This window comes from Arthrobacter sp. efr-133-TYG-120 (assembly GCF_030209785.1).
Lineage (GTDB): Bacteria > Actinomycetota > Actinomycetes > Actinomycetales > Micrococcaceae > Arthrobacter.
In genome coordinates, this window is record NZ_JARVRI010000049.1 from 12268 (window position 1) to 33399 (window position 21132).

24 protein-coding genes are annotated in these 21132 nt (G+C 63.7%); 10 read left to right on the forward strand and 14 right to left on the reverse strand.

Annotated features, from left to right (window positions below):
* Position 1: 1 nt before the first annotated feature.
* The 6 genes from QRN51_RS22545 to QRN51_RS22570 all read left to right on the forward strand — a co-directional run bounded on the left by QRN51_RS22545 (position 2) and on the right by QRN51_RS22570 (position 5340).
* A complete protein-coding gene (locus tag QRN51_RS22545) occupies positions 2-961 on the forward strand; it encodes a carbohydrate ABC transporter permease (protein WP_284991969.1) in 960 nt (319 codons plus the stop codon).
* Positions 954-1853: a carbohydrate ABC transporter permease gene (locus QRN51_RS22550; RefSeq protein WP_284991970.1), complete on the forward strand. Its 900-nt coding sequence runs from the start codon at positions 954-956 to the stop codon at positions 1851-1853. The genes QRN51_RS22545 and QRN51_RS22550 overlap by 8 nt, the downstream gene beginning before the upstream one ends.
* Before the next feature lie 72 nt (positions 1854-1925).
* Positions 1926-3209: an alpha-L-fucosidase gene (locus QRN51_RS22555; RefSeq protein ID WP_284991971.1), complete on the forward strand. Its 1284-nt coding sequence runs from the start codon at positions 1926-1928 to the stop codon at positions 3207-3209.
* Between the two features lies 1 nt (position 3210).
* Positions 3211-3525: an L-rhamnose mutarotase gene (locus QRN51_RS22560; protein WP_284991972.1), complete on the forward strand. Its 315-nt coding sequence runs from the start codon at positions 3211-3213 to the stop codon at positions 3523-3525.
* Complete coding sequence (locus QRN51_RS22565; RefSeq protein WP_284991973.1) at positions 3522-4478, forward strand: aldo/keto reductase; 957 nt, start codon at positions 3522-3524, stop codon at positions 4476-4478. Before QRN51_RS22560 ends, QRN51_RS22565 begins: the two co-directional genes overlap by 4 nt.
* Positions 4471-5340: an amidohydrolase family protein gene (locus QRN51_RS22570; RefSeq protein ID WP_284991974.1), complete on the forward strand. Its 870-nt coding sequence runs from the start codon at positions 4471-4473 to the stop codon at positions 5338-5340. The genes QRN51_RS22565 and QRN51_RS22570 overlap by 8 nt, the downstream gene beginning before the upstream one ends.
* On the opposite strand, the gene QRN51_RS22575 is transcribed toward QRN51_RS22570, so the two are convergent.
* From QRN51_RS22575 to QRN51_RS22595, 5 genes are all read right to left on the reverse strand, one after another.
* Positions 5337-6008 (reverse strand): FadR/GntR family transcriptional regulator, encoded by a 672-nt coding sequence (locus QRN51_RS22575; protein ID WP_284991975.1) that lies wholly within the window; start codon positions 6006-6008, stop codon positions 5337-5339. The two genes, QRN51_RS22570 and QRN51_RS22575, sit on opposite strands and share 4 nt — an antisense overlap.
* 294 nt (positions 6009-6302) lie before the next feature.
* Positions 6303-7820: an amino acid permease gene (locus QRN51_RS22580; protein ID WP_059388690.1), complete on the reverse strand. Its 1518-nt coding sequence runs from the start codon at positions 7818-7820 to the stop codon at positions 6303-6305.
* A gap of 124 nt (positions 7821-7944) precedes the next feature.
* Positions 7945-9369 (reverse strand): aspartate ammonia-lyase, encoded by a 1425-nt coding sequence (gene aspA, locus QRN51_RS22585; protein ID WP_284991976.1) that lies wholly within the window; start codon positions 9367-9369, stop codon positions 7945-7947.
* Positions 9370-9404: 35 nt separating this feature from the next.
* Positions 9405-10430, reverse strand: a complete 1026-nt coding sequence (locus QRN51_RS22590) for an asparaginase (protein ID WP_502870891.1) — start codon at positions 10428-10430, stop codon at positions 9405-9407.
* A gap of 20 nt (positions 10431-10450) precedes the next feature.
* Positions 10451-11266, reverse strand: a complete 816-nt coding sequence (locus QRN51_RS22595) for a FadR/GntR family transcriptional regulator (RefSeq protein WP_284991977.1) — start codon at positions 11264-11266, stop codon at positions 10451-10453.
* A gap of 58 nt (positions 11267-11324) precedes the next feature.
* Between QRN51_RS22595 and QRN51_RS22600 the strand changes: the two genes are divergently transcribed.
* Positions 11325-11942 carry a hypothetical protein gene (locus QRN51_RS22600; protein WP_284991978.1) on the forward strand — a complete coding sequence of 206 codons (618 nt, stop codon included), beginning with the start codon at positions 11325-11327 and terminating at the stop codon, positions 11940-11942.
* Here the strand turns inward: QRN51_RS22600 and QRN51_RS22605 are convergent.
* From QRN51_RS22605 to QRN51_RS22615, 3 genes are all read right to left on the reverse strand, one after another.
* Positions 11930-12202: a Txe/YoeB family addiction module toxin gene (locus QRN51_RS22605; protein WP_284991979.1), complete on the reverse strand. Its 273-nt coding sequence runs from the start codon at positions 12200-12202 to the stop codon at positions 11930-11932. The two genes, QRN51_RS22600 and QRN51_RS22605, sit on opposite strands and share 13 nt — an antisense overlap.
* Complete coding sequence (locus QRN51_RS22610; protein ID WP_284991980.1) at positions 12199-12450, reverse strand: type II toxin-antitoxin system Phd/YefM family antitoxin; 252 nt, start codon at positions 12448-12450, stop codon at positions 12199-12201. Before QRN51_RS22610 ends, QRN51_RS22605 begins: the two co-directional genes overlap by 4 nt.
* A 67-nt stretch (positions 12451-12517) precedes the next feature.
* Positions 12518-13024: a hypothetical protein gene (locus tag QRN51_RS22615; protein ID WP_284991981.1), complete on the reverse strand. Its 507-nt coding sequence runs from the start codon at positions 13022-13024 to the stop codon at positions 12518-12520.
* A 130-nt stretch (positions 13025-13154) separates the two neighbouring features.
* On the opposite strand from QRN51_RS22615, the gene QRN51_RS22620 reads away from it, so the two are divergent.
* A complete protein-coding gene (locus tag QRN51_RS22620; protein WP_284991982.1) occupies positions 13155-14174 on the forward strand; it encodes a glycosyltransferase family 4 protein in 1020 nt (339 codons plus the stop codon).
* An 8-nt stretch (positions 14175-14182) separates the two neighbouring features.
* On the opposite strand, the gene QRN51_RS22625 is transcribed toward QRN51_RS22620, so the two are convergent.
* The 3 genes from QRN51_RS22625 to QRN51_RS22635 all read right to left on the reverse strand — a co-directional run bounded on the left by QRN51_RS22625 (position 14183) and on the right by QRN51_RS22635 (position 16439).
* A complete protein-coding gene (locus QRN51_RS22625; RefSeq protein ID WP_059388685.1) occupies positions 14183-14800 on the reverse strand; it encodes a uracil-DNA glycosylase family protein in 618 nt (205 codons plus the stop codon).
* Between the two features lie 154 nt (positions 14801-14954).
* Positions 14955-15350, reverse strand: coding sequence for an RNA-binding S4 domain-containing protein (locus tag QRN51_RS22630; RefSeq protein ID WP_236813437.1), 396 nt, complete (start codon positions 15348-15350; stop codon positions 14955-14957).
* 54 nt (positions 15351-15404) lie between these two features.
* The gene (locus QRN51_RS22635) at positions 15405-16439 is read right to left on the reverse strand and encodes an aldo/keto reductase (RefSeq protein WP_059388687.1); all 1035 of its coding nucleotides are present in this window, start codon (positions 16437-16439) and stop codon (positions 15405-15407) included.
* A 245-nt stretch (positions 16440-16684) separates the two neighbouring features.
* On the opposite strand from QRN51_RS22635, the gene QRN51_RS22640 reads away from it, so the two are divergent.
* Positions 16685-17176: a flavin reductase family protein gene (locus tag QRN51_RS22640; protein ID WP_284991983.1), complete on the forward strand. Its 492-nt coding sequence runs from the start codon at positions 16685-16687 to the stop codon at positions 17174-17176.
* A 124-nt stretch (positions 17177-17300) separates the two neighbouring features.
* Here the strand turns inward: QRN51_RS22640 and QRN51_RS22645 are convergent, their stop codons facing one another.
* On the reverse strand, positions 17301-18053 hold the full coding sequence (locus QRN51_RS22645) for a hypothetical protein (protein ID WP_284991984.1): 753 nt from the start codon (positions 18051-18053) through the stop codon (positions 17301-17303).
* Positions 18054-18245: 192 nt separating this feature from the next.
* Here QRN51_RS22645 and QRN51_RS22650 point away from each other — a divergent pair, with 192 nt between their 5' ends.
* Complete coding sequence (locus QRN51_RS22650; RefSeq protein ID WP_284991985.1) at positions 18246-18668, forward strand: YchJ family protein; 423 nt, start codon at positions 18246-18248, stop codon at positions 18666-18668.
* Positions 18669-18689: 21 nt separating this feature from the next.
* On the opposite strand, the gene QRN51_RS22655 is transcribed toward QRN51_RS22650, so the two are convergent.
* Together QRN51_RS22655 and QRN51_RS22660 are read right to left on the reverse strand one after the other, a co-directional pair.
* The gene (locus QRN51_RS22655) at positions 18690-20642 is read right to left on the reverse strand and encodes an acyl-CoA dehydrogenase family protein (RefSeq protein ID WP_284991986.1); all 1953 of its coding nucleotides are present in this window, start codon (positions 20640-20642) and stop codon (positions 18690-18692) included.
* Positions 20643-20707: 65 nt separating this feature from the next.
* Positions 20708-21010: a hypothetical protein gene (locus tag QRN51_RS22660; protein ID WP_059388681.1), complete on the reverse strand. Its 303-nt coding sequence runs from the start codon at positions 21008-21010 to the stop codon at positions 20708-20710.
* Positions 21011-21132: the final 122 nt, after the last annotated feature.

The following is a 21132-nucleotide window of genomic DNA, read 5'->3' on the forward strand; positions in this document are numbered from 1 at the left end:
AATGACACTACTCAAGCCCGCAAAGGCGCCGCTTCCTGAAGCAACGGCTGCCACCGTCAGTGGGAAGGCGAAGGCCGAACCGGATGCCCAGCTCGGCCGGAGGACAATGTGGGGACCGGCCTTTGCCCTGCCGCATGGCCTCGGTCTCGCGATCTTCACGCTGCTGCCGATCGTTGTTTCCCTCGTCATCAGCTTCTTCCGCTGGCCGCTCCTGGGAACCCCGAGTTTCCTCGGCCTGGGCAACTACGAGAAGCTGTTCAGCGATCCGATCTTCGGGCAGGTTGTCGGGAACACCGTGTTGTTCGTGGTCCTCTATGTGCCCCTGAACCTGGTTGTTTCCCTCGGCCTTGCCGCGTGGTTGACTCCGCGCATCAAGGGGCGCCACATCTTCCGGGTCATCTTCTTCATTCCTTCGATCACCCCGGTGGTGGCCAACGTCGTCGTCTGGAGGATGCTGTACCAACCCGGTGGATTCATCGACGGCACCCTGCAAAGCGCCACGGGAATTTCAGCGCCGAACTTCCTCGGAGACGAACACTGGGCAATGATGGCCATTGTCGTCATGAGCGTGTGGCAGGGGTTCGGCTACAACATGCTGGTGTTCTCCGCCGCCTTGGACGCAGTTCCTGAGAACCTCACCGAAGCGGCCGCAATCGATGGCGCCAACGCCTGGACCATCTTCTGGCGCATCAAGCTCAAGCTCATTTCGCCGTCCATCTTCTTTGGCACGATGATGACCCTCATTACCTCGTTCCAGGTCTTCGCCCAGCCGTTCATCCTCACCAAGGGAGGGCCGGGTTCGGCCACCTCGACGATCGTCCTCTATATCTACAACCAGGGTTTCCAGTTCCACCAGCTCGGCCTGGCATCCGCGGCTGCTTGGATCCTGTTCGTCATCATCCTCGGCGTGACTGCAGTCCAGTTCCTCGGACAAAAGAAGTGGGTCCACTACGATGCTTGAGACAACCAGCCGGATACGCCCCCTCACCGCCCGTCCCCGTGGCTCCGGAGCGCCCGGAAGACGATGGACCACGAGGATCCGGCCCGCCATCGGATACATGATCCTTTGCCTTATCGCGCTGCTCTTCCTGTCGCCGCTCATCTACATGTTTGCGACATCGTTCAAACCCCCTGCTGAGATCTTCAGCGTCCCGCCGAAGTTGTTCGGCTCGGAATTCCGGTGGCAGAACTACCAGGAGGCCCTGAACTACATGCCGTTCCTGCGCTTCATGGGCAACGGACTCTTGGTTTCGGCCGCTGGAACGGCACTCACCCTGGTGGTTTCCGCTTTCTCCGGCTACGCCTTCTCCCGGCAGCGCTGGCGGGGACGGAACCTGGTTTTCATGGTGTTCCTCGCAACGCTGATGATCCCCCAAGAAGTCCTGATTGTCCCGATGTTCGTCATGATGCAGAAGGTGGGCTGGGTGAACACCTTCCAGGCGCTCATTGTGCCCTGGGCGTTCACGGCATTCGGTGCCTTCCTGCTCCGGCAGTTCTTCCTTGGCGTACCCCAAGAACTCGACGACGCGGCCAGGGTGGACGGCGCGGGAACCCTGAGGACCTTCCTGTTGGTCATGCTTCCACTGGCTAGGCCCACCATGGCCGTCCTGGCGGTCTTCAGCTTCATCAGCTACTGGAACTCGTTCCTCTGGCCATTGGTAGTGATCAACGACGTCAACAACCTCGGCACCATCCCGTTGGGGCTCCAGATGTTCTTCGGCCAACAGGGCAATCAGTGGCACCTGGTCATGGCCGCCTCCGTGATCTCAATGGCTCCCACCCTTCTGCTGCTGATCCTCCTGCAGAAACACCTCGTCAAAGGCATCGTCACGAGCGGCTTTGGCGGACGCTGACGCGTTACCTCCAGGGCCGCACAACACTCAACAACCCAAAGACCCGCAACAACCTTGAAGGAGTAACCACCCATGATCGCCCAAGCACCTTGGTTCACGCAGTCCCGGTTCGGTATGTTCGTCCACTGGGGCTTGTACGCCCTGCCGGCCCGGCACGAGTGGGTCATGAATCGCGAACGTATTCCTGCCGAGGAATATGAGAAGTACTTCCAGCACTTCAACCCGGATCTCTACGATCCGCGGGAATGGGCCCGCGCGGCGAAAGACGCCGGCATGAAATACGTAGTGCTGACCACCAAGCACCACGAAGGCTTCTGCCTCTGGGATTCCGCACTCACCGACTACAAATCCACCAAGACTCCGTCCGGGCAGGACCTCGTGGCCCAGTACGTCGAAGCGTTGCGGGAATTCGGCCTGAAGGTCGGTTTCTACCACTCCCTCATTGACTGGCACCACCCGGATTTCACCATCGACGGGTTCCACCCCGAACGCGACAACCCCGAGGCCGAAAAGCTCAACGAGGGCCGCGACATGGCCCGCTACCGCGAATACCTCCATGGCCAGGTGCGCGAGCTGCTGAGCAACTACGGCCAGATCGACTACCTCTTCTTCGACTTTTCCTACACGAGCGAGGACCACAAGCACATCTGGGGCGGAAAGGGCCGCGACGCGTGGGGGTCCGTGGAACTCTTGAAGATGGTCCGGGAACTTCAACCCGGCATCATCGTCAACGACCGCCTGGACATTCCTGGCGACTTCGCCACGCCGGAGCAGTACCAGCCTTCCGGGCCCATGGTGGTGGACGGCATCGAAGTGCCTTGGGAAGCATGCCAAACCCTCAACGGTAGCTGGGGCTATGACCGGGACAACTTGGACTACAAGTCCGTGGACTTGCTGGTGCGCATGCTTGTGGATGGGGTGTCCAAGGACGGCAACCTGCTCCTCAACGTTGGCCCCACGGCCCGCGGCAATTTCGATCCCCGGGCTGTGGAGTCCCTCCGCGGCATCGGCGACTGGATGAAGCTGCATTCCCGGGCCATCTACGGAGCTGGACCCGCTGCGTGGACCGCGCCTGCCGACGCCCGGTACACACGCCGCGGTGACAGCCTTTACGTCCACTTGTTTGCGTGGCCGTTCGAATACGTCCATCTCCCCGAACTCGCCGGCAAAGTGGAATACGCCCAACTGCTCAACGACGCCTCCGAAGTCGCGATGCTGGAGATCGCACCGGACCGGGCGGCAATCAACACCACTCCTGGCGGACAACCAGCGGGTACCCTGACACTGAAGCTGCCCGTCCAGCGACCGGACGTGGCGGTGCCCGTCGTCGAACTCTTCCTGAAGCCCGGGGTGTAGTGTGCCGGAAACCATTGCCCTGCACACCCGGCTCAAGCCGGGTGCCGCGCAGGACTACGCGGAAGCTCATGCGGGGATCCCCGCCGAACTCGTCGCCGTCTTGAAAGAGGCCGGAGTGGGCAATTGGCGGATCTGGCGCAGCGGCCAGGAGCTCTTCCACCTTGTTGAGGTGGAGGACTACCAAGCCATGCGCCGGGCGCTCGCGGACCATCCGGCGAATGTCCCGTGGCAGGCCCGCATGGCGGAGATGCTGGAAGTCCAGGACGACTATTCCGGCAATGACTCCGGCATCCCCTTGGTATGGGAGCTGGTATGAGCGGCACGTCGTGGGATGGCGCGCTGGGCAAGCTCGGCTTCGGCGCCGCCGGTATCGGCAACCTGTACCGTGCCATGCCGGACGCCCAGGCCGCCGCCACCGTCAAGGCGGCCTGGGACTCTGGGGTCCGTTACTTCGACACCGCGCCGCACTACGGCTTGGGGCTCTCCGAGCGCAGGCTTGGTGCGGTGCTCAGGGAGAAACCACGCGGTGAGTTCACTGTGTCGACCAAGGTGGGCCGGCTGCTGGTGCCGAACGCCGTGGGATTCAGCGCGAAGGACGACGAAGGCTTCGACGTCACAGCAACGAGCAAACGCCAATGGGACTTCTCAGAAGCGGGGATCCGCCGGAGCATCGAGGAATCGCTCGAACGGCTCGGCCTGGACCACGTGGACATCGCCTACCTGCACGATCCTGATGTCCAGGACCTCGCCAAGGGGATCGGCGAAGCCCTGCCGGCCTTGGAAAAGCTGCGCGCGGACGGCGTGGTGAAGGCGATCGGCGTCGGGACCAACTCGGCGGAAGCTGCGCTCGAATGCGTCGAAGCGGCCGATCTGGACCTGGTGATGCTCGCCGGCCGGTACACCTTGCTAGAGCAGCCCAGCGTTCCGCTCCTGGACCGCTGTGTGGCGCGCGGCACCGGCGTCGTGAACGTGGGCGTCTTCAATTCCGGCCTGCTGGCGAGGCCGGACGTACCCGAGGACTCGCATTACAACTATGCGCGTGCCCCGCGCGCACTGGTGGAGCGCGCACGGGCGCTCGCCGGCGTGTGCCGCGGGTTCGGGGTGGAGCTCCCGACGGCGGCACTCCAGTTCAGCCTGCGACACCCGGCCGTTGTGAACGTGACGGTGGGGGCCAGCAGTCCGGAGCAAGTGTCAGCCAACGCGGCCCGGATGAATGAGGATGTGCCGGAAGAACTGTGGGCGGCTTTGGCGGGTGTGCCGGGTGATTGATTCGCACCTGCACCTGTGGGACCTCGGGCCGGATCCAGCCGGCGGCGGTCCGCGTCCGTACGCGTGGCTTGGGCCGCAGCACGGCGGACTCTTCCGTAGCTACGGCGAGTCTGAGGCACGGAAAACCCTGGATGGCGCTGGCGTCGATGGAGCGGTGCTCGTCCAGGCTGACGACACCGTTTTGGATACTGAGTCCATGCTCGCCGTCGCCGACCGCAACGCTTGGGTACTCGGCGTCGTGGGCTGGATTCCCCTCGATAAGCCGGTCGAAGCGGAGCAGGAGCTGGAACGGTTCCTCCGGAACCCCGCGTTCCGGGGCGTGCGGCACTTGGTCCACGATGATCCGCGGGACGATTTCCTCGAATTGCCCGCGGTCCGCGATTCCTTGCGCATGCTCGCCGGCCACGGATTGGCGTTCGACGTCCCGGACGCCTTTCCGAGGCACCTCGGTAGTGCGGTCCACCTCGCCCGGGAGCTGCCGGAGCTGACCATCGTGCTGGATCATCTCGGGAAGCCGCCGATGGCCGATCCTGCGGCGATGGACGTGTGGCGAGCGGATTTCCGCGCCTTGGCTGAGCTGCCCAACACGGTGGCCAAGGTGTCCGGCCTGCACTTGCCGGGCGTCCCGTACACGGCGGAGGCCTTGCGTCCGCTGTGGGATGAAGCGCTCGAAGCTTTCGGTCCTGGACGGCTGATGGTCGGCGGCGATTGGCCCGTCAGTACCTTGGGTGCGCCGTACGGACGAACCCTCGGAGTTCTTCTGGAACTCGCCGAGGAGCTCACTTCGGGTGAGCGGGCGGAGTTTCTTGAGGGAACCGCCGTGCGGACGTATGGGCTTCAAAAGCGAAGCATCGCGAACTAAAGCGCCTGGCGCAACCAGCTCTCGACGCCGCTGATGTGGACGGTCACAAGTGCCCGGACCAGCTCGGCGTCGCCACGTTCCAAGGCGTCCGCGATGGCCTTGTGCTCCGCAAGGGTGTGCGCCACGGCTTTTTCCTGGGTCAAGCCGCGCCAGATGCGCGCCCGGACGGTGCTGCTGGAGAGGGCTTCGAGTAGGCCGGCGAGGTAGTCGTTTCCGGCGGCCTGGGTGATGATGCCGTGGAATTCGAGGTCGTGGGCCACGAGTTCTTCGACGTCGGTGTTCTCGTCGATCCCGTCCATCGTGGCGCGCAACGCCGTGAGTGCCGTGGGAGTGATCTTGCCTGTGGCGATGAATGCGGTGGCGGGCTCCAGGATTCGTCGGACCTCAAAGAGTTCCAGGATGGAACGGTCCTGGTGGAGATCGACGACGAATGCCACTGCTTCATTGAGCAACTTGGCGTCGAGGCTGGTGACGTAGGTGCCGTCCCCACGCCGCACGTCGAGGACACGGATGAGTTCGAGCGCTTTGACGGCCTCGCGCAGGGAGCTTCGCGAGAGGCCGAGCCGCTCGCTCAGTTCCTTCTCCGGCGGAAGGCGGTCCCCGGCCTTGAGTTCGCCGCGGATCAGCATGTCCTTGATCTTGCCGATCGCTTCATCTGTGACAGCCATGGCTACATCCTAACGGCGAATGATCCGATGTCTGGCACCCAACTACCTCGCAGTTGTTGCCGTTATGAGGCTCCAAAATGACAACAAATGCGTGGGCCCACGCCGCCAGGGTTCCCTGGCCGAGGGGCCACACCGGCGAGGGCCCCGGCCTGAGCTTGCGAAGGCTGGGAGCCGGTGGGGACTTGCGAGGCGAGGGTGGCGGTGGGGATCAGTTGGGGGGGGGCACGACGGCGGCACCCGGGTTCCGCGCGAACGGAACCGCGGGTGCCGCCGTCGGGCACTCAGTACTGGGGGCTAGATCCTGTCCTCGGCACCGGCAACCGGCAGGTTGGCGATGACCGGCGAGCTGCCCGTGAAGCCGTCCCGGGCTGCGGCGATCTCGTGGATTTGCTTGCGGCACATGTACCAACCAACCACAATGAGCGCGCAGGCGATGGCCGTAACCAGCATGGTGAGCGGAGAGTCGATGAACACCATCACCAGCACGCCCACCAGGAACAGCAGCGAAAGGTAGCCAGTGTAGGGGGCGCCGAACATCCGGAAAGACGGACGCTTCAGCCAGCCCTTGTCGGCCCAGCGCTTGAGCTGCATCTGGCACAAGACGATGGTGGCCCACGTGACGATGATGCCCACGGAGGCGACGTTGAGGACGATCTCGAAGGCGTCGGACGGTACGAGGTAGTTCAGCGGAACACCGAGCAGGGAGACGCCGGCCGTGATGGCGATGCCGCCGTAGGGGACGCCGGCTTTGTTCATGCGCTGGGCGAACTTGGGAGCGGAACCGGCCACGGACATGGAGCGCAGGATGCGGCCCGTGGAGTACAACCCGGCATTCAGGGAGGACAGGGCGGCGGTCAGGACCACGAGGTTCATGATCACGTCCACGCCTTGTACGCCGATGTGGCCGAAGAAGGTCACAAACGGGCTGACACCCTTGACGTAGGAGGTGTACGGCAGCAGCAACGCCAGCAGGATGACGGAACCGACGTAGAAGACGGCGATGCGGAAGACCACCGAGTTGATGGCCTTGGGCATGATCTTCTCGGGGTTCTCCGTTTCGCCCGCTGCCGTACCCACAAGCTCAATCGAGGCGTAGGCGAACAGAACGCCCTGCATGAGCATGATCATGGGCAGCATGCCGGTGGGGAAGATACCGCCGTGGTCTGTGAGGAGGCTGAAGCCCACTTCCTGGCCCGGTACCGGCGTGCCGAAGATGACGAAGTACGTGCCGATCACCAGGAACGCCGCCAGCGCGGCCACCTTGATCAGGGCGAAGTAGAACTCCATTTCGCCGAAGACCTTGACCGAGACCAAATTCAGGCAAAGCACCACCAGAAGCGCGATCAGCGCCCAGGCCCACTGCGGGACGACTCCGATCCAAGGGACGTATTTGCCGAAGAAGTTCATGTAGAGGGCCGCGGCCGTGGTGTCCACGATGGTGGTGGTTGCCCAGTTGATCCAGTAGAACCAGCCGGACACAAACGCAGCCTTCTCGCCGAAGAACTCGCGGGCGTAGGAGACGAAGGAGCCCGAGGACGGGCGGTGCAGCACGAGTTCGCCAAGGGCGCGCAGGATCAGGAAGGCAAAGAAGCCGCAGACCGCGTACGCGATGACAAGGGAAGGGCCCGCAGCGTTGAGGCGGCCGCCGGCACCCAGGAACAGGCCGGTGCCGATGGCACCGCCGATTGCGATCATCTGGATCTGACGCGGCTTCAAGCTCTTGTGATAGCCCTTGTCCTCGGCGTGGAGGAGCTTTTCAGTGGAGTGCGCCTGCGGAGGGACCGTGTGGTCCGTGATGGGTGCATTGGTCATGGGAATCCTTAGGGGGTGTCCTGTTGGGGGTCCGGATCTTGCCGTCCGGCCTGTTTCTTCGCGCGTTCAGGCCCGACGGCGGCTGGTGAGTGGCGCCGTCGTCGGACGCTCTGCGCGGCTCAGCCTAGTTGCTGAGGTTGGCCAGGCGTTCGGGGCGGAGGAGCTCATCGAGCTGCTCCGAGGTCAGCAAGCCGTGTTCGAGAACGAGCTCGGCGACGCCCTTGCCGCTTGCCAGCGCTTCCTGGGCGATGGCGGTGGCGGAGGCGTAGCCGATGTGCGGATTGAGTGCCGTGACGAGTCCGATCGACTGCTCTACGGTGAGGCGCAGGTGTTCGGTATTCGCGGTGACGCCCCGGATGCAGCGCGACGTGAGTGTGCGGCACGCGGCTTCCAGGTGGGAGATGCTCTTGTGGAGGCTGTGGACGATAATCGGTTCGAAGGCGTTCAGCTGGAGCTGTCCGGCTTCGGCTGCCATGGTGACTGTGACATCGTTGCCGATGACTTCATACGCCACTTGGCTGACCACTTCCGGGATCACCGGATTGATCTTGCCTGGCATGATGGACGATCCCGACTGCACAGCCGGGAGGTTGATCTCGCCCAGTCCCGCACGCGGTCCGGAGGACAGCAAGCGGAGATCGTTGCAAATCTTGGAAAGCTTGACGGCGACGCGCTTGAGCACACCGGAGAGGTGGACGAACGCGCCTACGTCCTGGGTGGCCTCGATGAGGTCCACCGAGGTGACCAGCGGCAGGCCGGTGATCTCGGCCAAGTGCCTGCAGGCCGCTGCGGCGTATCCAACGGGAGCGTTCAGGCCGGTCCCGATGGCGGTTGCGCCGAGGTTGATCTCGTGGATGAGCAGCTGGGACTCGGCCAGTCGAGCCCGGTCCTCGCCCACGGTCACTGCGTAGCCGCCGAATTCCTGGCCGAGGGTCATGGGGACGGCGTCCTGCAACTGCGTGCGGCCCATCTTGACCACCGTGCGGAATTCCTGGCCCTTCTCCGCGAAGGCGACCTGGAGTTCCTGAAGAGCCTCGAGAAGGCCCTGGACCGAGAAAATGGTGGCCAGGTTGACGGCGGTGGGGTAGACGTCGTTGGTGGACTGGCTCAGGTTGACGTGGTCGTTCGGGTGCAGCCTGGCGTAGTCGCCTTTGGGGTGGCCAAGGATTTCAAGGGCCCGGTTGGCAATGACCTCGTTGGCGTTCATGTTGGAGCTGGTGCCGGCACCGCCTTGGATAACGTCCACCATGAACTGCTCGTGGAGCTTGCCGTCCAGGATGTCCTGGCAGGCTTGTTCGATGGCGTCGGCCCGTTCGTCGTCGAGGAGACCGAGTTCGCGGTTGGTGCGGGCAGCGGCGAGCTTGACCGCGGCGAGGCCCTTGACGAGGTTGGCGTTGCTGGCCAAGGGATGGCCGGTGATGGGGAAGTTCTCGATGGCACGCAGCGTGTGCACGCCCCAGTAGGCATCAGCAGGGACGTCGCGGTCACCGAGGAGATCGTGTTCCGAGCGGAACCCTGGAATTGTCGTGGTGGGCACGGCAGAAGTCATTGCTGTCCTTTGGTCTTTGTGCTTGTTTGGCTGCGTCAGTTGGATGCAAGGAAGTTCGCGGCACGGAGCACGCCAACAGGGTGGCCGCCGCCCAACACACGCGGGCTGGCGAGCGTGGCGAGCTGGCCGCCGTCGAGCCCTAGTTCCTCAAGGACGCGGACGGTGACGGGCATGCGGGCGCGGTCGGCGCCGTCGGAAATCTTGATGGCGATGCCTGTGCCGTTCCGCAGGCCGATGAGCTGGAGGCCTTCGAAGCCGTCCTTGGCGAGCAACCCGGGTACTGTACGCATGATCGCTGTGACGTCGCGCCCCTCGCCGGCCACCATCTCCGGGAAGGCGCGCATCGCGTGGGCTACTTGGCCTTCCGCTTCCGTGCTGTCCGCCGCCGCCATGCGGCCATAGGCCCGGGCCATGCCGTGCAGGCTGTGGGCGAAGAGCGGGGTGCCGCAACCGTCGGTGCTGACTGCCAACGCGTCTTCCCCCGTGAGTTCGGTGATGGTGTCCTTCACGAGCACTTGGAGGGGATGCTCGGGGTGCAGGTAACCCTGGACCGGCCAGCCGTTGATGACGCACGTGGCGGCCATGGATGCGTGCTTGCCGGAACAGTTCTGTGCGAGCTGGGTGGGCTCGCCGCCGCTGCGGAGCCATGCTTCGCGCTCGGCGATGCCGTAGGGAAGGTCGGTGCTGTTTTCCAACGCGCTTTTGTCCAGGCCGTGCATTTCGAGGATGCGTGCGGCACCGTCGAGGTGCATCGCGGCGCCGGAGTGGCTTGCGGCGGTGAGGGCGAGGAGGTTCTCCGGAAGCTTGAGTCCCGCACGGACCATGGCGACCGCCTGCAGCGGTTTGAGGGAGGACCGCGGGTAGAACGCGGCGTCGGGATCGCCCGCTTGGAGGAGTGTTTCACCGTCAGGCCCTACTGCGATCAGGGAGCCGTAGTGGACGCTCTCGACCAGGCCGTCGCGGGTCTGTTCCGCGAGGGGGACGTGGCGCGGGGTTGGCGGAATCGTCCCTGCCGGGGTGGTTGCGGGCATAGCGGTGCGCGTTGCATGCGGGGTGGGCATGACTTCCTTCAGTTGGTGGATCATTTGCTGAGGATGGTGTCCAACGCAACGCTGACGGCGCTGAGATGGTCGGCCATGGCGGCTTCGGCGGCTGGGGAGTCGCCGGCTTCAATGGCTTCGACGATGCGGAGGTGTTCATCGTCTGAAACATGCTGGCGGTCGGCCACCATGTTCAAGGTTTCGGATTGATGGGCTAGGGCTTCGCGGATGTCTGCGACAACGCTTTCGAAGACCTTGTTGCCGCTTGCGCGGGCGATGGCAGAATGGAAACTGGCGTCGAGGCTGACCCAGGTCTCAGGGTCGGTCTCGGCTGCCATTGAATCGACAATTTCCTTGAGGTGCTCAAGTTCTTCCGGGCTGCGGCGTTTCGCAGCCAGGCCGGCTGCCGGTACTTCGATATGGGGGCGGGCCTCGTTGAGGTCCCGTGCCGAGTACTGGCCGAGTGTGAGGTCGTTGGCCACCCTGTCCGCGACGACGAACGTGCCTCTGCCGGTCTTGGTGACCGTCAGTCCCAGCGCAGTGCAGGAGCGGAGCGCCTCACGGATGACCGAGCGGCTCACCCCGTATTGCGTTGCCAGGGTGGCTTCGGAGCTGAGTTTGGCCCCCACTTGCACGGCTCCGTTTTCAATGTCCTGGCGGATGGCGCTGAACACAGCTTCCGCTGCACTGAAGCGGGCGAGGGGCCGGGGGCTGGCTGGCTGGGCTCCTTGGGCTCCTTGGGCCGGCCGGGGGACGGCGCCGCTTGTGGCGGTGCGCTGGCCAGCTGCAGCTTTCTGGCTGACGGCTGGCTGTCCAGTGGCGGCCTGTCCGGCTGTCCGGCTGTCTGACAGGTTCACTCTACGAATATGGCACGGGTCACAGGGCGGTGTCAATGTTGGGAGCATAATTACTCCCATGGCCAACCGTCCGCGCGGGGGATGGGATTCAACGACACAGACAGCACCGCCCATCACAGTGGAGGTGCCGGTCCTCGGTGTCGGGGCAGGGCCTGCGGACTATGAGGAGTTGTCGCGGTACGTGTTTGCCTTGCGCAGGCAGCGGGGATTGCACATGACGCTATTGCACTTGGGCGTCCTGGATGACTTCTGCCGGGACGTGGCTGATTGGACCAAAGGCAACACCCGCGCCGATTCGGCCATGCTCAGGACCGTCGCGTGGCTTGAGGCACTGCCCGTACTGGAGGCCTTCTCCGGCAGCGCCGAAAGCCTGATCGTCCTGGGCGGCGGCGGAGTGTGCGGACTGGAAGTAGATGTGCCCGCCTCGGTGCATGACTTTCAGGTCTCCCTTGTACACGCGCTTCATGAACTCCTGGATGAACTGCTTGTCGACAACATCGACGACTTCATCCTCAGCTCCCCTGCCCTTGGATTCCGCTCGCCTCGCTGGGTACCCCATGTGGCTGTGGGCAGGCCATTGCACAGGGGCCGCGGACCGTGGGAGATTGGCCAGGTGGGAGTTGACTTCGGCGAATCGCGGATCAGGAACCGCCAGCATTTCCCTCAATTGCCGTAGTGGTACCTGCAAGCGGCGATAAGCACTTCGACGCCATCGTCAGTTTCGACGAACTTGTACACCAGGCGATGTTCGTCCGTGATGCGCCGTGACCAATACCCGTGGAAACCATGTTTCAGGGGTTCAGGCTTGCCGATGCCCTCATTGCCGTGCCGGGCTATGTCCTGTAGCAACCCGTTGATTCTCTTTAGCGTCTTGCGATCTTGGGATTGCCACCAAACGTAGTCGTCCCACGCCGCTGAGGACCAGATCAGCCTCATTCAACGATATCCCGGGTCACGCCTCGGCCAGCTTCCAGTTCCTCGATGGACGACAGGATCCTTTGCGCGTTGGTTGGACTGCGCAGTAAGTAAGCGGTCTCACGGAGGGACTCGTAGTCATCACGCGAAACCATGACGACGTCTTCCTTGCCTGGCCGGGTAATGATTACTTCTTCGCGGTCATTCGTGACGGCGTCGAGAGTTTCCTTGTAGTGGGCTCGAGATTCCGAGTAGCTGAGTGTGCGCATGGTGATCTCCTTGAGTTGCGTACAGAATATTGTACGCCGCATCTTTGTCGGCGCCCACGGCGGATTCTTATCCGTGACTTCTCAGCCGGATCGTTCTGGCATGGTGGATGGCGGCCAGCGCAATCGCGCTGGCCGTGAGCCTGAGGGCGTGGACCCTGTACCACCGCTTCAACAGGGGCTTGCGGCGAGTCTCTTCGAGCGGATAGGGGCTGAAGAAAAGCTTGGGGTTGATTGACCGAAGCAGGTACGCCGTAGCTGCTGCCCCCGTGGCGGAGCTGGCTGCGCCCACCATCAGCCAAGCCCGATTGTCGGAATGCTTCCACCCGGCGACCAGGGCAGCGACGGCGGCAGGGGCGCTGAGAGGCGCGATCGGCGCGTAATAGCGCCCGGGGCTTCCCGCTCCGAAGGGGGTTCGAGGGAGTTCCCTGCTCGCTTCCGAGGACGCGACCCGGTCCGGGATTTTGACGATGGCCTCATAGAGGTTGCCGAAGAACCAGTGTGCGTGGGTGAACTCCGCGACACTCAAGATCCAATCAGCGAACACGTCCCGGCGGTCTGAAGAAGTCTGTCCCATGCCCACAATCTACCGCCGATGCCCCGCGCCGGATGTGCAGTTCACCTACCACCCGCCCGGGTTATATGCTCAGCACCATGGTCTGAGGACTGCGAGGCCAAACAACCGGCTCTATGGAGGGGAGTAGCCCTTGGACAAGATCCGCATGATTTTGCCCGCGAATGTGCGCCATCGTTCCGGGGGAAACATCTACAACGCGAAGCTGGCTGCAGCCCTTCGGGGCCTGGGCGCGGAGGTCTCGGTCTGCAAGCTCGACGGCGGCTGGCCTTCGGGGAGTGCCGGAGACCGGAACCGCTTTGCAGCTGCACTTGCCGGAGGGGAACCGGCCATTTACGTTGTCGACGGCCTGATTGCCTCGGGTGCACCCGCGGAAATCGAGACCGCAACCGCTGCCGGGTGCCGCGTCTGGGTGCTGCTCCACATGCCCCCTTCCGGGGAGGAGCCAGTGGAAACGAGCGCGCTGCGCGCTGCAACAGGTCTTCTCTGCACTGGTTCCCGGACTGCCGAAGCGGCCAGAACCCTAGGCCTGGGCAACGTGCACTTGGCGATCCCCGGGGTAGATCTCCCATCGAAAACACGCCCGAGTTCGCGAGACGCTGGGGCGGCACCGCATTTCATCATGGTGGGCGTGCTGCTCCCCAATAAGGACCAGATCCTATTCGTCGACGCGTTGGCACGGATCAAGGACTTGGCGTGGACAGCGGCGCTTGTTGGCTCCACAAAAGCAGACCCCTCGTACGCCGCAGCCGTGCAGGAACGCATCCTCCGGAATGGGCTGGAAAAACGGGTGGAAACAACAGGCGAGCTCTCCGGCCCGGCCCTGGAGGACCAGTGGAACCGGGCTGACCTCAGTCTGTTGATCTCACACTCGGAGTCCTTCGGCATGGTGGTCCAGGAGTCCCTGGCGCACGGCATACCGGTAGTGGTCCGAAAGGGAACCGGAGCCGTCGGAGCGCTCGGAGCCCACGGTGCCGGTGAAGCCATCGATCTCACCGCGGGAATCGGATCGCTGGAGAACATCCTTCGGAGATGGCTGGGCGACGCTGCCCTGCGGAAGCGATGGCAGTCAGCGGCCGAGGCAGCCAGCGGGGAGTTGCCGCGATGGGAAGATACCGCAAGGGAAGTCCTTCGCGCCGTCGTGGGGTCCTAAGCGCTTCCCTACAGGTGCTGGATGCCCGCCCTCTGCATGGCGTCCCGGTAAGTTTCGATGTTCTTTGCCAGGAGTTCCTGCTGCTTCGCCTCGGACAAGGCAAACGCCCGTCCACCGAGCGCGCTTGCCTTGTAGACCTTGATCCCGTGCTGCCGGAGCGGCGAGTGGTACGTCTTCTCGAACAGTGCCAGGAAAGCGGCGGCCTCCGCGCCGTGAGCGACGACGGCGGAGACTCTCTTGTTGATCTTGAGGAACTGGCGGAACGGACGGAGACCGTCGGTCTTCTCCTGTGCGCTCAGTGCCGGCGGCAGTTCGGGGTCGCGGACCCAGGGGTAGCAGTTCCACGGCATGACGTAGCGGACGTCCAAGTCGGCCGAGTCATAGATCAGCTGCGCACGTCGGGCGGCGTCGTCGTCGTTGAGGTGCGATACGAAACCCGAGGTGGGGGCCCGCCCGGGGCTGGTCTGGAGGGTGACGATCCGGCACTCATCTTCGTCATGCACCGGATCGATGTAAGGCACGGTGGAACCGGGCCGTTTGGCCATCAGTTCGTCGCACAGCTGCGTCACGGCAGCAATGTTGGGCTCCTGTAGCAAGGCCCGTTTTTCGTCCCAGTCAATGGTCACGTTCTCTCCTTCGGCAGCGCGGCGTCCAGAATCGGCGTCCCTTGCCACTTTACGCCGTCGCTTTACGCGGCGCTCACGCTCCTGCAGAGCCGAGGGACAAAACTGCCCGACGACGGGCCGAACAGTGAGCCTCCCGCCCCGCCTGTCGGGAGGGCTACTGTCCCTTGAGCTTCTGCATGTCGCGCCGGTCCTTCTTGGTGGGCCGTCCCGCGCCGCGATCGCGCTGCGGCAGCCCGAGGGCGGGCGCGGCGGGACGCTCCGGTGTGTGGTCGGTGAAGCAATGGGACGCTGCTTCGGCCCCTACCCTTTTCGCAATGAGCCTGCGGACCTCAAGGATGCGCTCGAAGCCGGGCTGCCGTACGCGGATTGTGTCGCCGATAATCACGGACTGTGAAGCCTTGACCGGGTTCCCGTTGATTCGCACATGCCCCGCCCGGCAAGCGGTTGTGGCAGCGGAACGGGTCTTGTAAGCGCGGATCGCCCAGAGCCAGGCATCAATGCGCACATTGCCGGTTTTTGATGTTTGGGCGGAAGTCGGAAGGCTAGTCATGATTGCGAACGAGTATAGTCGGCGCGCGAACCGGCGGCTCCAACGCGAAGCCGGTTACCGGCGTCGAAGTTCCGCGTATTCAAGGTGGGGGACAACGGTACCTGCGTCGCGCTCCAGGAAGTTGGTACCGGGCGCCACGATCTCGTCTATGGCATCCAGCACGGCTTCGTTGAGGACAACATCCGCGGCCTTGAGGTAGTCGACCAGATGGTCCTCCGTGCGCGGACCGATAACCACGCTGCTGACGGCCGGATGGTTCAGGGCAAAGGCGACAGCAAGCTGGATGAGGGTGAGCCCATGCCGTTCGGCGACACGGCCCAAGGCATCGGCCGCCAGGAGTTTGTTCCTGTTGAAAGGTGCAGAGACGTCGAAGCGCCCGGGAACGGCCGACGCGCGGGAGCTTGCGGGCTGGGGGACTCCCACGCGGTAGTTCCCGGAGAGCCAGCCGCCGTCGAGCGGTCCATAGCTGAGCACGCCAAGGTTGTACTGCTGCGTGATTGCAAAGACGTCGCGCTCATTCGCGCGGACCAACAAGGAATAGGGCACCTGATCCACCACTGGCGGTATGAGGTGGTTGGTGGTGGCGATCCACTGTGCCTCCACAAGCTGCGACGGCGTGAACACCGACGTTCCGTAGTAGAGAATCTTGCCCTGCCGGATGAGGTCGTTGAGGGCCGTGATGGTTTCCAGGACGTCGGTGTTGTAGTCCGGACGGTGTGCCTGGTAAAGGTCGATCCTGTCCGTCTGCAAGCGGTTCAGGCTGCCTTCCACGGCCTTCATGATCCAGCGCCGGGAATTGCCTGCATGCGCGGGATTCGGCCCCATTTGTCCGTGGAACTTGGTGGAAAGGAAAACATCATCCCGCCTGCCGTGGAGGGCCCGGCCCACAATGGCTTCCGCCTCGCCCTGCGAATAGATGTCCGCGGTATCGACGCTGGTGATGCCGGCGTCGAGGGCCGAATGGATGATGCGGACGCTTTCCTCTGCGCCCGTGGGCGCCGAACCCGTCCCAAGGTTGAGGGTTCCCAGGGTAAGGGGGCTGATCAGGGCACCTGTGCGTCCCAGGGTTCGAAGCTCGCTGAGGCTCATCTCCGGCTTCCTCCGTGAAGAATCAAGGCTGTGCAATGGATTGACACGACGCTACACATGTCGTGCCCCGGGACACTCGAAAAACGTACAAATTCTTCGCTTTTCGTATTGCGGGGTAATGAAACAAGGTATGACGAATTATGAATTGACTTCATTCGACACGCGAATACACAAATATTGCCGTTATCGGCCCCGAGTGAATTAGTAGAAAGGCAGGCACGAAACTACAGAGAAAGGAACCCGCCATGACCCAGGCAACGGTGGATGGAGCCGCTTCGATCAAGCAGGCATTCGCGCAATTTCCGTCAGGCGTGGCGGCCTTCAGTGCCATGGTCGGCTTCGCGCCGGAGGCCCTGGTGGCATCGAGCTTCACAGTGGGAGTCTCGCTCGAACCACCGCTGGTCATGTTTGCGGTGCAGAACTCCTCCACCACGTGGCCCAAGCTCCGGCGCGCCCCTCGACTGGGTGTTTCCATCTTGGCCCAGGGCCAGGAAGCCGTGTGCCTGCAGCTCTCCTCGCGGACCCAGGACCGATTCGCTGGCCTGGCGACCTCAACGAGCGACGCCGGGGCGGTGTTGATCGACGGCGCAGCGCTGGTGCTTGAATGCGAAGTGGTCTCAGAAACCCCGGCGGGTGACCACGCGATCGTCGTCCTCGAAGTGAAGTCCGTGGAGATCAACCACGACGCCGAGCCCCTCATCTACCACGGGGCCGGGTTCCGGCAATTGGCCGCGTGAGCTTGGTCGTGGCCCCAACTGACCCCGCAGTTGTTGTCGTTATGAGCCTCCAAAACGACAACAAATGCTAGTCAGTTGGGTCGGCCGGGCACTGAGGATTGGGTCAGGCGGGCACTGCGGGGCGCTAGGCCCGGGGGCGGGACCCTGCTGAGGCCGTCACACGGCCGGAAGATACGGGTTTGCCGCCATGTGGTTCTCCCCGGTGTTCGCGGACCGGCGTGCCAGTCCCCGACGATTCCGCCACGTTCCCTTCAACGGGTTCGTCGGAAGCCGGCGGTTCCGGGTCCGAAGCTGACGCTTCCGCGGCCCGTTCAGCGTCGCGTGCTGCAGCCCGGGCATCGGCCTCGGCGACGGCGGCAGCCCACTGGCTGTTCAGGACCGGAGGATCCTGCTTTATCGCGACCACAAAAGGATGTTCCTTCGCCTGGGTTGTGGCTGTGGCTGCGATACCGTCCTTGATCTGGGCAGGCTTGGGCCACGTCCGTGGGTTGACCAGCGACTTCCAAGGGACGTTCCGGACGGCTGACCACGACGCCGACCACAGTAGCTTGGTGGTCCCAGCAAACCCAGGACGCGGTTCCCGAGGAACGGACGGCCCTGCGCCCAGCAAGCCGTCGTCCGCCGAGGTCGGTTCCTCGGAATCCGACGGCGGGACGGGGGCACGTCGAGGCCTTGGTGGCAAGTGCACAACCGGTACGGCATCGCGTTTCGGGAAGATCCCGACCATCGCGAGCAGGATGATCCAAACCAGCTTCGCGACGCCGGCCAGCACCAAAGTGACAACCATCAGGAAGCCCAAACCAATGGACATCAACAAAGCCAGCCCGAGCGTTCCAAAAAAAGTCAGATTGAGGCCAAGTGTTGTTGGATCCTCCACGTAGCCTCCTCGAGCCAGAGTTGTGGGGTGGACGCCGCAACCGAAGGTCTGCGGGCATGTCATCTAGCCTAAGGGCGAAATCTTAAGGAATCATCCGCCAAACTCCGGCTCGCCGAGGTTGTTTCGAAGCTGTTATCTGCTGTGACAGAATTTGTTGCCTAGCTCTCACCTTCTCTTCAAGATAGGGCTTCAATGCCACTCGATCCGGCCCGCCTACGACTAGGCGCTTGCCCCTGTTTGTCCGGAGAGCAGTACACCGAGTGCTGCGGACGCTTCCATCGCGGAGACGCTGACGCGCCCACGGCGGAACAGCTCATGCGTTCGCGCTACTCCGCCTTTGTTGTCCTTGACAGCGATTACCTTCTGCGCACGTGGCACCCGGACACCAGGCCTGCCGCGCTGGACCTGGACCCGGACATTGAATGGCGCAGGCTGGACATCCTGGCCACGCGCCAAGGCGGCCCCTTGGACACCGAAGGGACGGTCGAGTTCGCAGCACATTACCGTTTCGCAGCACATTACCGTTCCGACGGCGAACGCGGAGTCCAGCGCGAAAACAGCCGCTTCCTGCGGATCCACCGGCGCTGGTACTACCTCGACGGCGATGTCGGCTAGCCGCGTCGATCGGCATCAGCCTCAGCGGTACTTCCGGTGCAGGCTCTCCTTGGACGAGGCGCCCGGGGTGGCATCGGCGATCCACGGACCCGTTCCTTCGGATTGGTCAAGGATTCCGGCCTCAAGCCATGCATAGTCGCCGGCGAGGACGTTCGAGGACAACTCATGATCGACGTCGTCGGTGTTCCGCCACAACTGATCGAAGTATCCGTCCACGCGAATCCGGGCCTGCTCGCAGTAGGCCTCGGCGAGCTCGTACGCCGCCGCGCCTTGCTCCGGTGCGGTCTGCAGCAGCATCTCGGCCCGTGAGCAGCACGCTGCCATGGCAAACAACTCGGCCCCGATATCCACGATCCTGCCGAGGAACGCTTGTTTGTATTCGAGCCTTGCCTGCCAGCGGCCCATGCCGTAGAAAGTCTGCCGGGCGAGCCGGCGCGAAGCCCGTTCCACATACCTCAGTTGCTTCGCGAGGCGCCCGAACTCGCTGTAGGACCGGGGGTCCATGCCGGCTCCGGCCACCAGTTTAGGGAGCCATTTGGCGTAGAAACCTGAGGCGCCGACGGCGGCACGCGCCTTCTCCTGCAGGGTTGCGTCCGCGGAGGCGAGCTCGCCCGCGGCCGAAAGGTGGGCATCGACGGCTTCGCGGGCGATGAGCAGGCGCATGATTTCGGACGAGCCTTCGAAGATCCGGTTGATGCGCATGTCCCTCAGCAACTGCTCGGCGGCCACCGCGCGTTCTCCACGGGCCTCCAGGGAATCCGCCGTCTCAAACCCGCGGCCACCCCGGATTTGGACCAACTCATCAGCCACCGTGTAGCTCAGTTCAGTGGACCAAAGTTTGGCCAGCGCAGCCTCGATCCGCACATCCTTCTGGCCGGCGTCGGCCATCTCGGCGGACAGTTCGAAAACGGCTTCAAGGGCAAAGGTGGTGGCGGCGATGAACGCGATCTTCTTGCCGACGGCCTCATGTTTTCCGACCGGACGGCCCCATTGGGTGCGGGCGTTGGACCATTCGCGGGCGATCTTCAACGACCACTTACCCGCCGCCACGCAAAGGCCGGGGATGGAAAGCCGGCCAGTGTTGAGTGTGGTGAGCGCGATCTTGAGTCCCTGGCCTTCGCGGCCCAGCCGGTTGGCTGCAGGTACGCGGACTTGGTGGAACCGTGTCACGCCGTTCTCGATGCCGCGCAGGCCCATGAAGGCGTTGCGGTTCTCCACCGTGATGCCGGGTGAGTCCATTTCCACGACGAACGCCGTGATCCCGCCTTTGAGTGCCGTCCCGTCGGGGGCTGTGCGGGCAGGGACAACCGCCATGACCACTACCAATTCGGCGATCACGCCGTTGGTGGTCCAAAGTTTGACGCCGTCCAAAAGGTAGGACTCGCCGTCGTCGCTTGGCACTGCGGTGCAGCCCATCCGGGCGGGGTCGCTGCCGACGTCGGGCTCTGTCAGCAGGAACGCCGTGATGGCGCCGGCGGCGCAACGCGGCAAGTACTCCTGTTTTTGTTCGGGCGTGCCGAACACTTTGACCGGCTCCGGGACGCCGATGGACTGGTGCGCCGAGAGCAACGCGCCAAGGCTCGGATGGACTGATCCCAACAGCGCCAACGCCCTGCCGTAGTAGACCAGCGAGAGGCCCAAGCCGCCGTACTCGCGCGGAATCTTCATGCCGAAAACGCCCAACCCGGTGAGGCCAGCGAGGTATTCGTCCGGGATCTTGGCATCGCGTTCGATGGCTCGGCCGGACATGGTGCCGCAGAACTCCGTCAGCTTCGCCATGAACTCTTCGCCGCGCTCGACGTCGTCGGCTCTTGCCTGGGGCCAAGGATGGATCAGCCCCAGATCGAAGTCTCCCAAATACAGCCCCTTGGCGAAACTGGGGCGGTTCCATTCGGTGTCGCGGGCGGCCTCGGCGACTGCGCGGGCTTCTGCGGCCGTGACGCCGTTGCTCTTGTTGTCAGTGGCGGAGGTCATGGGAGCACTCCTCTTGCCGGTTGTGCCGGTTTCGAGCCCAGGATCCGCCTCGGGTGGTGGACCCTTCAGCTGTCCCTCAATGCTACTCGCGGGTAGGTACCTGTGCTAGGGGCGGTCTGGGACGGGAATTCCACTGGCAGTTCCACTTTTCCGGCCTGGTGGACCAGCTGGTCCCACGCAAAATTGATGCCGTGGACCAGCCCGCCCAGCACGTTCTTCACGGTGTACCAGGCGAGGCTTCCGGCGCCGAGCAACGCAAGTGCGGCCATTGCGGCTACCGCGATGAAGGCTGCCAGAACCAGGCCAAGGATTAGTGTTCCCGCGAAGACATAAGTGCTGGTGTCTAAGGTCGTCAAGTCGAACTGCATTGGGTCCCCTCCGCAACGCTGCCAAAGCCGACGTCGGAGCGTCGACGTCGTTGGTGTCGACATTAGGGGCGGCGTCGTCGGTTCAGCTAGCAACGACACCGGCGTCGGGACTGTTGATACGC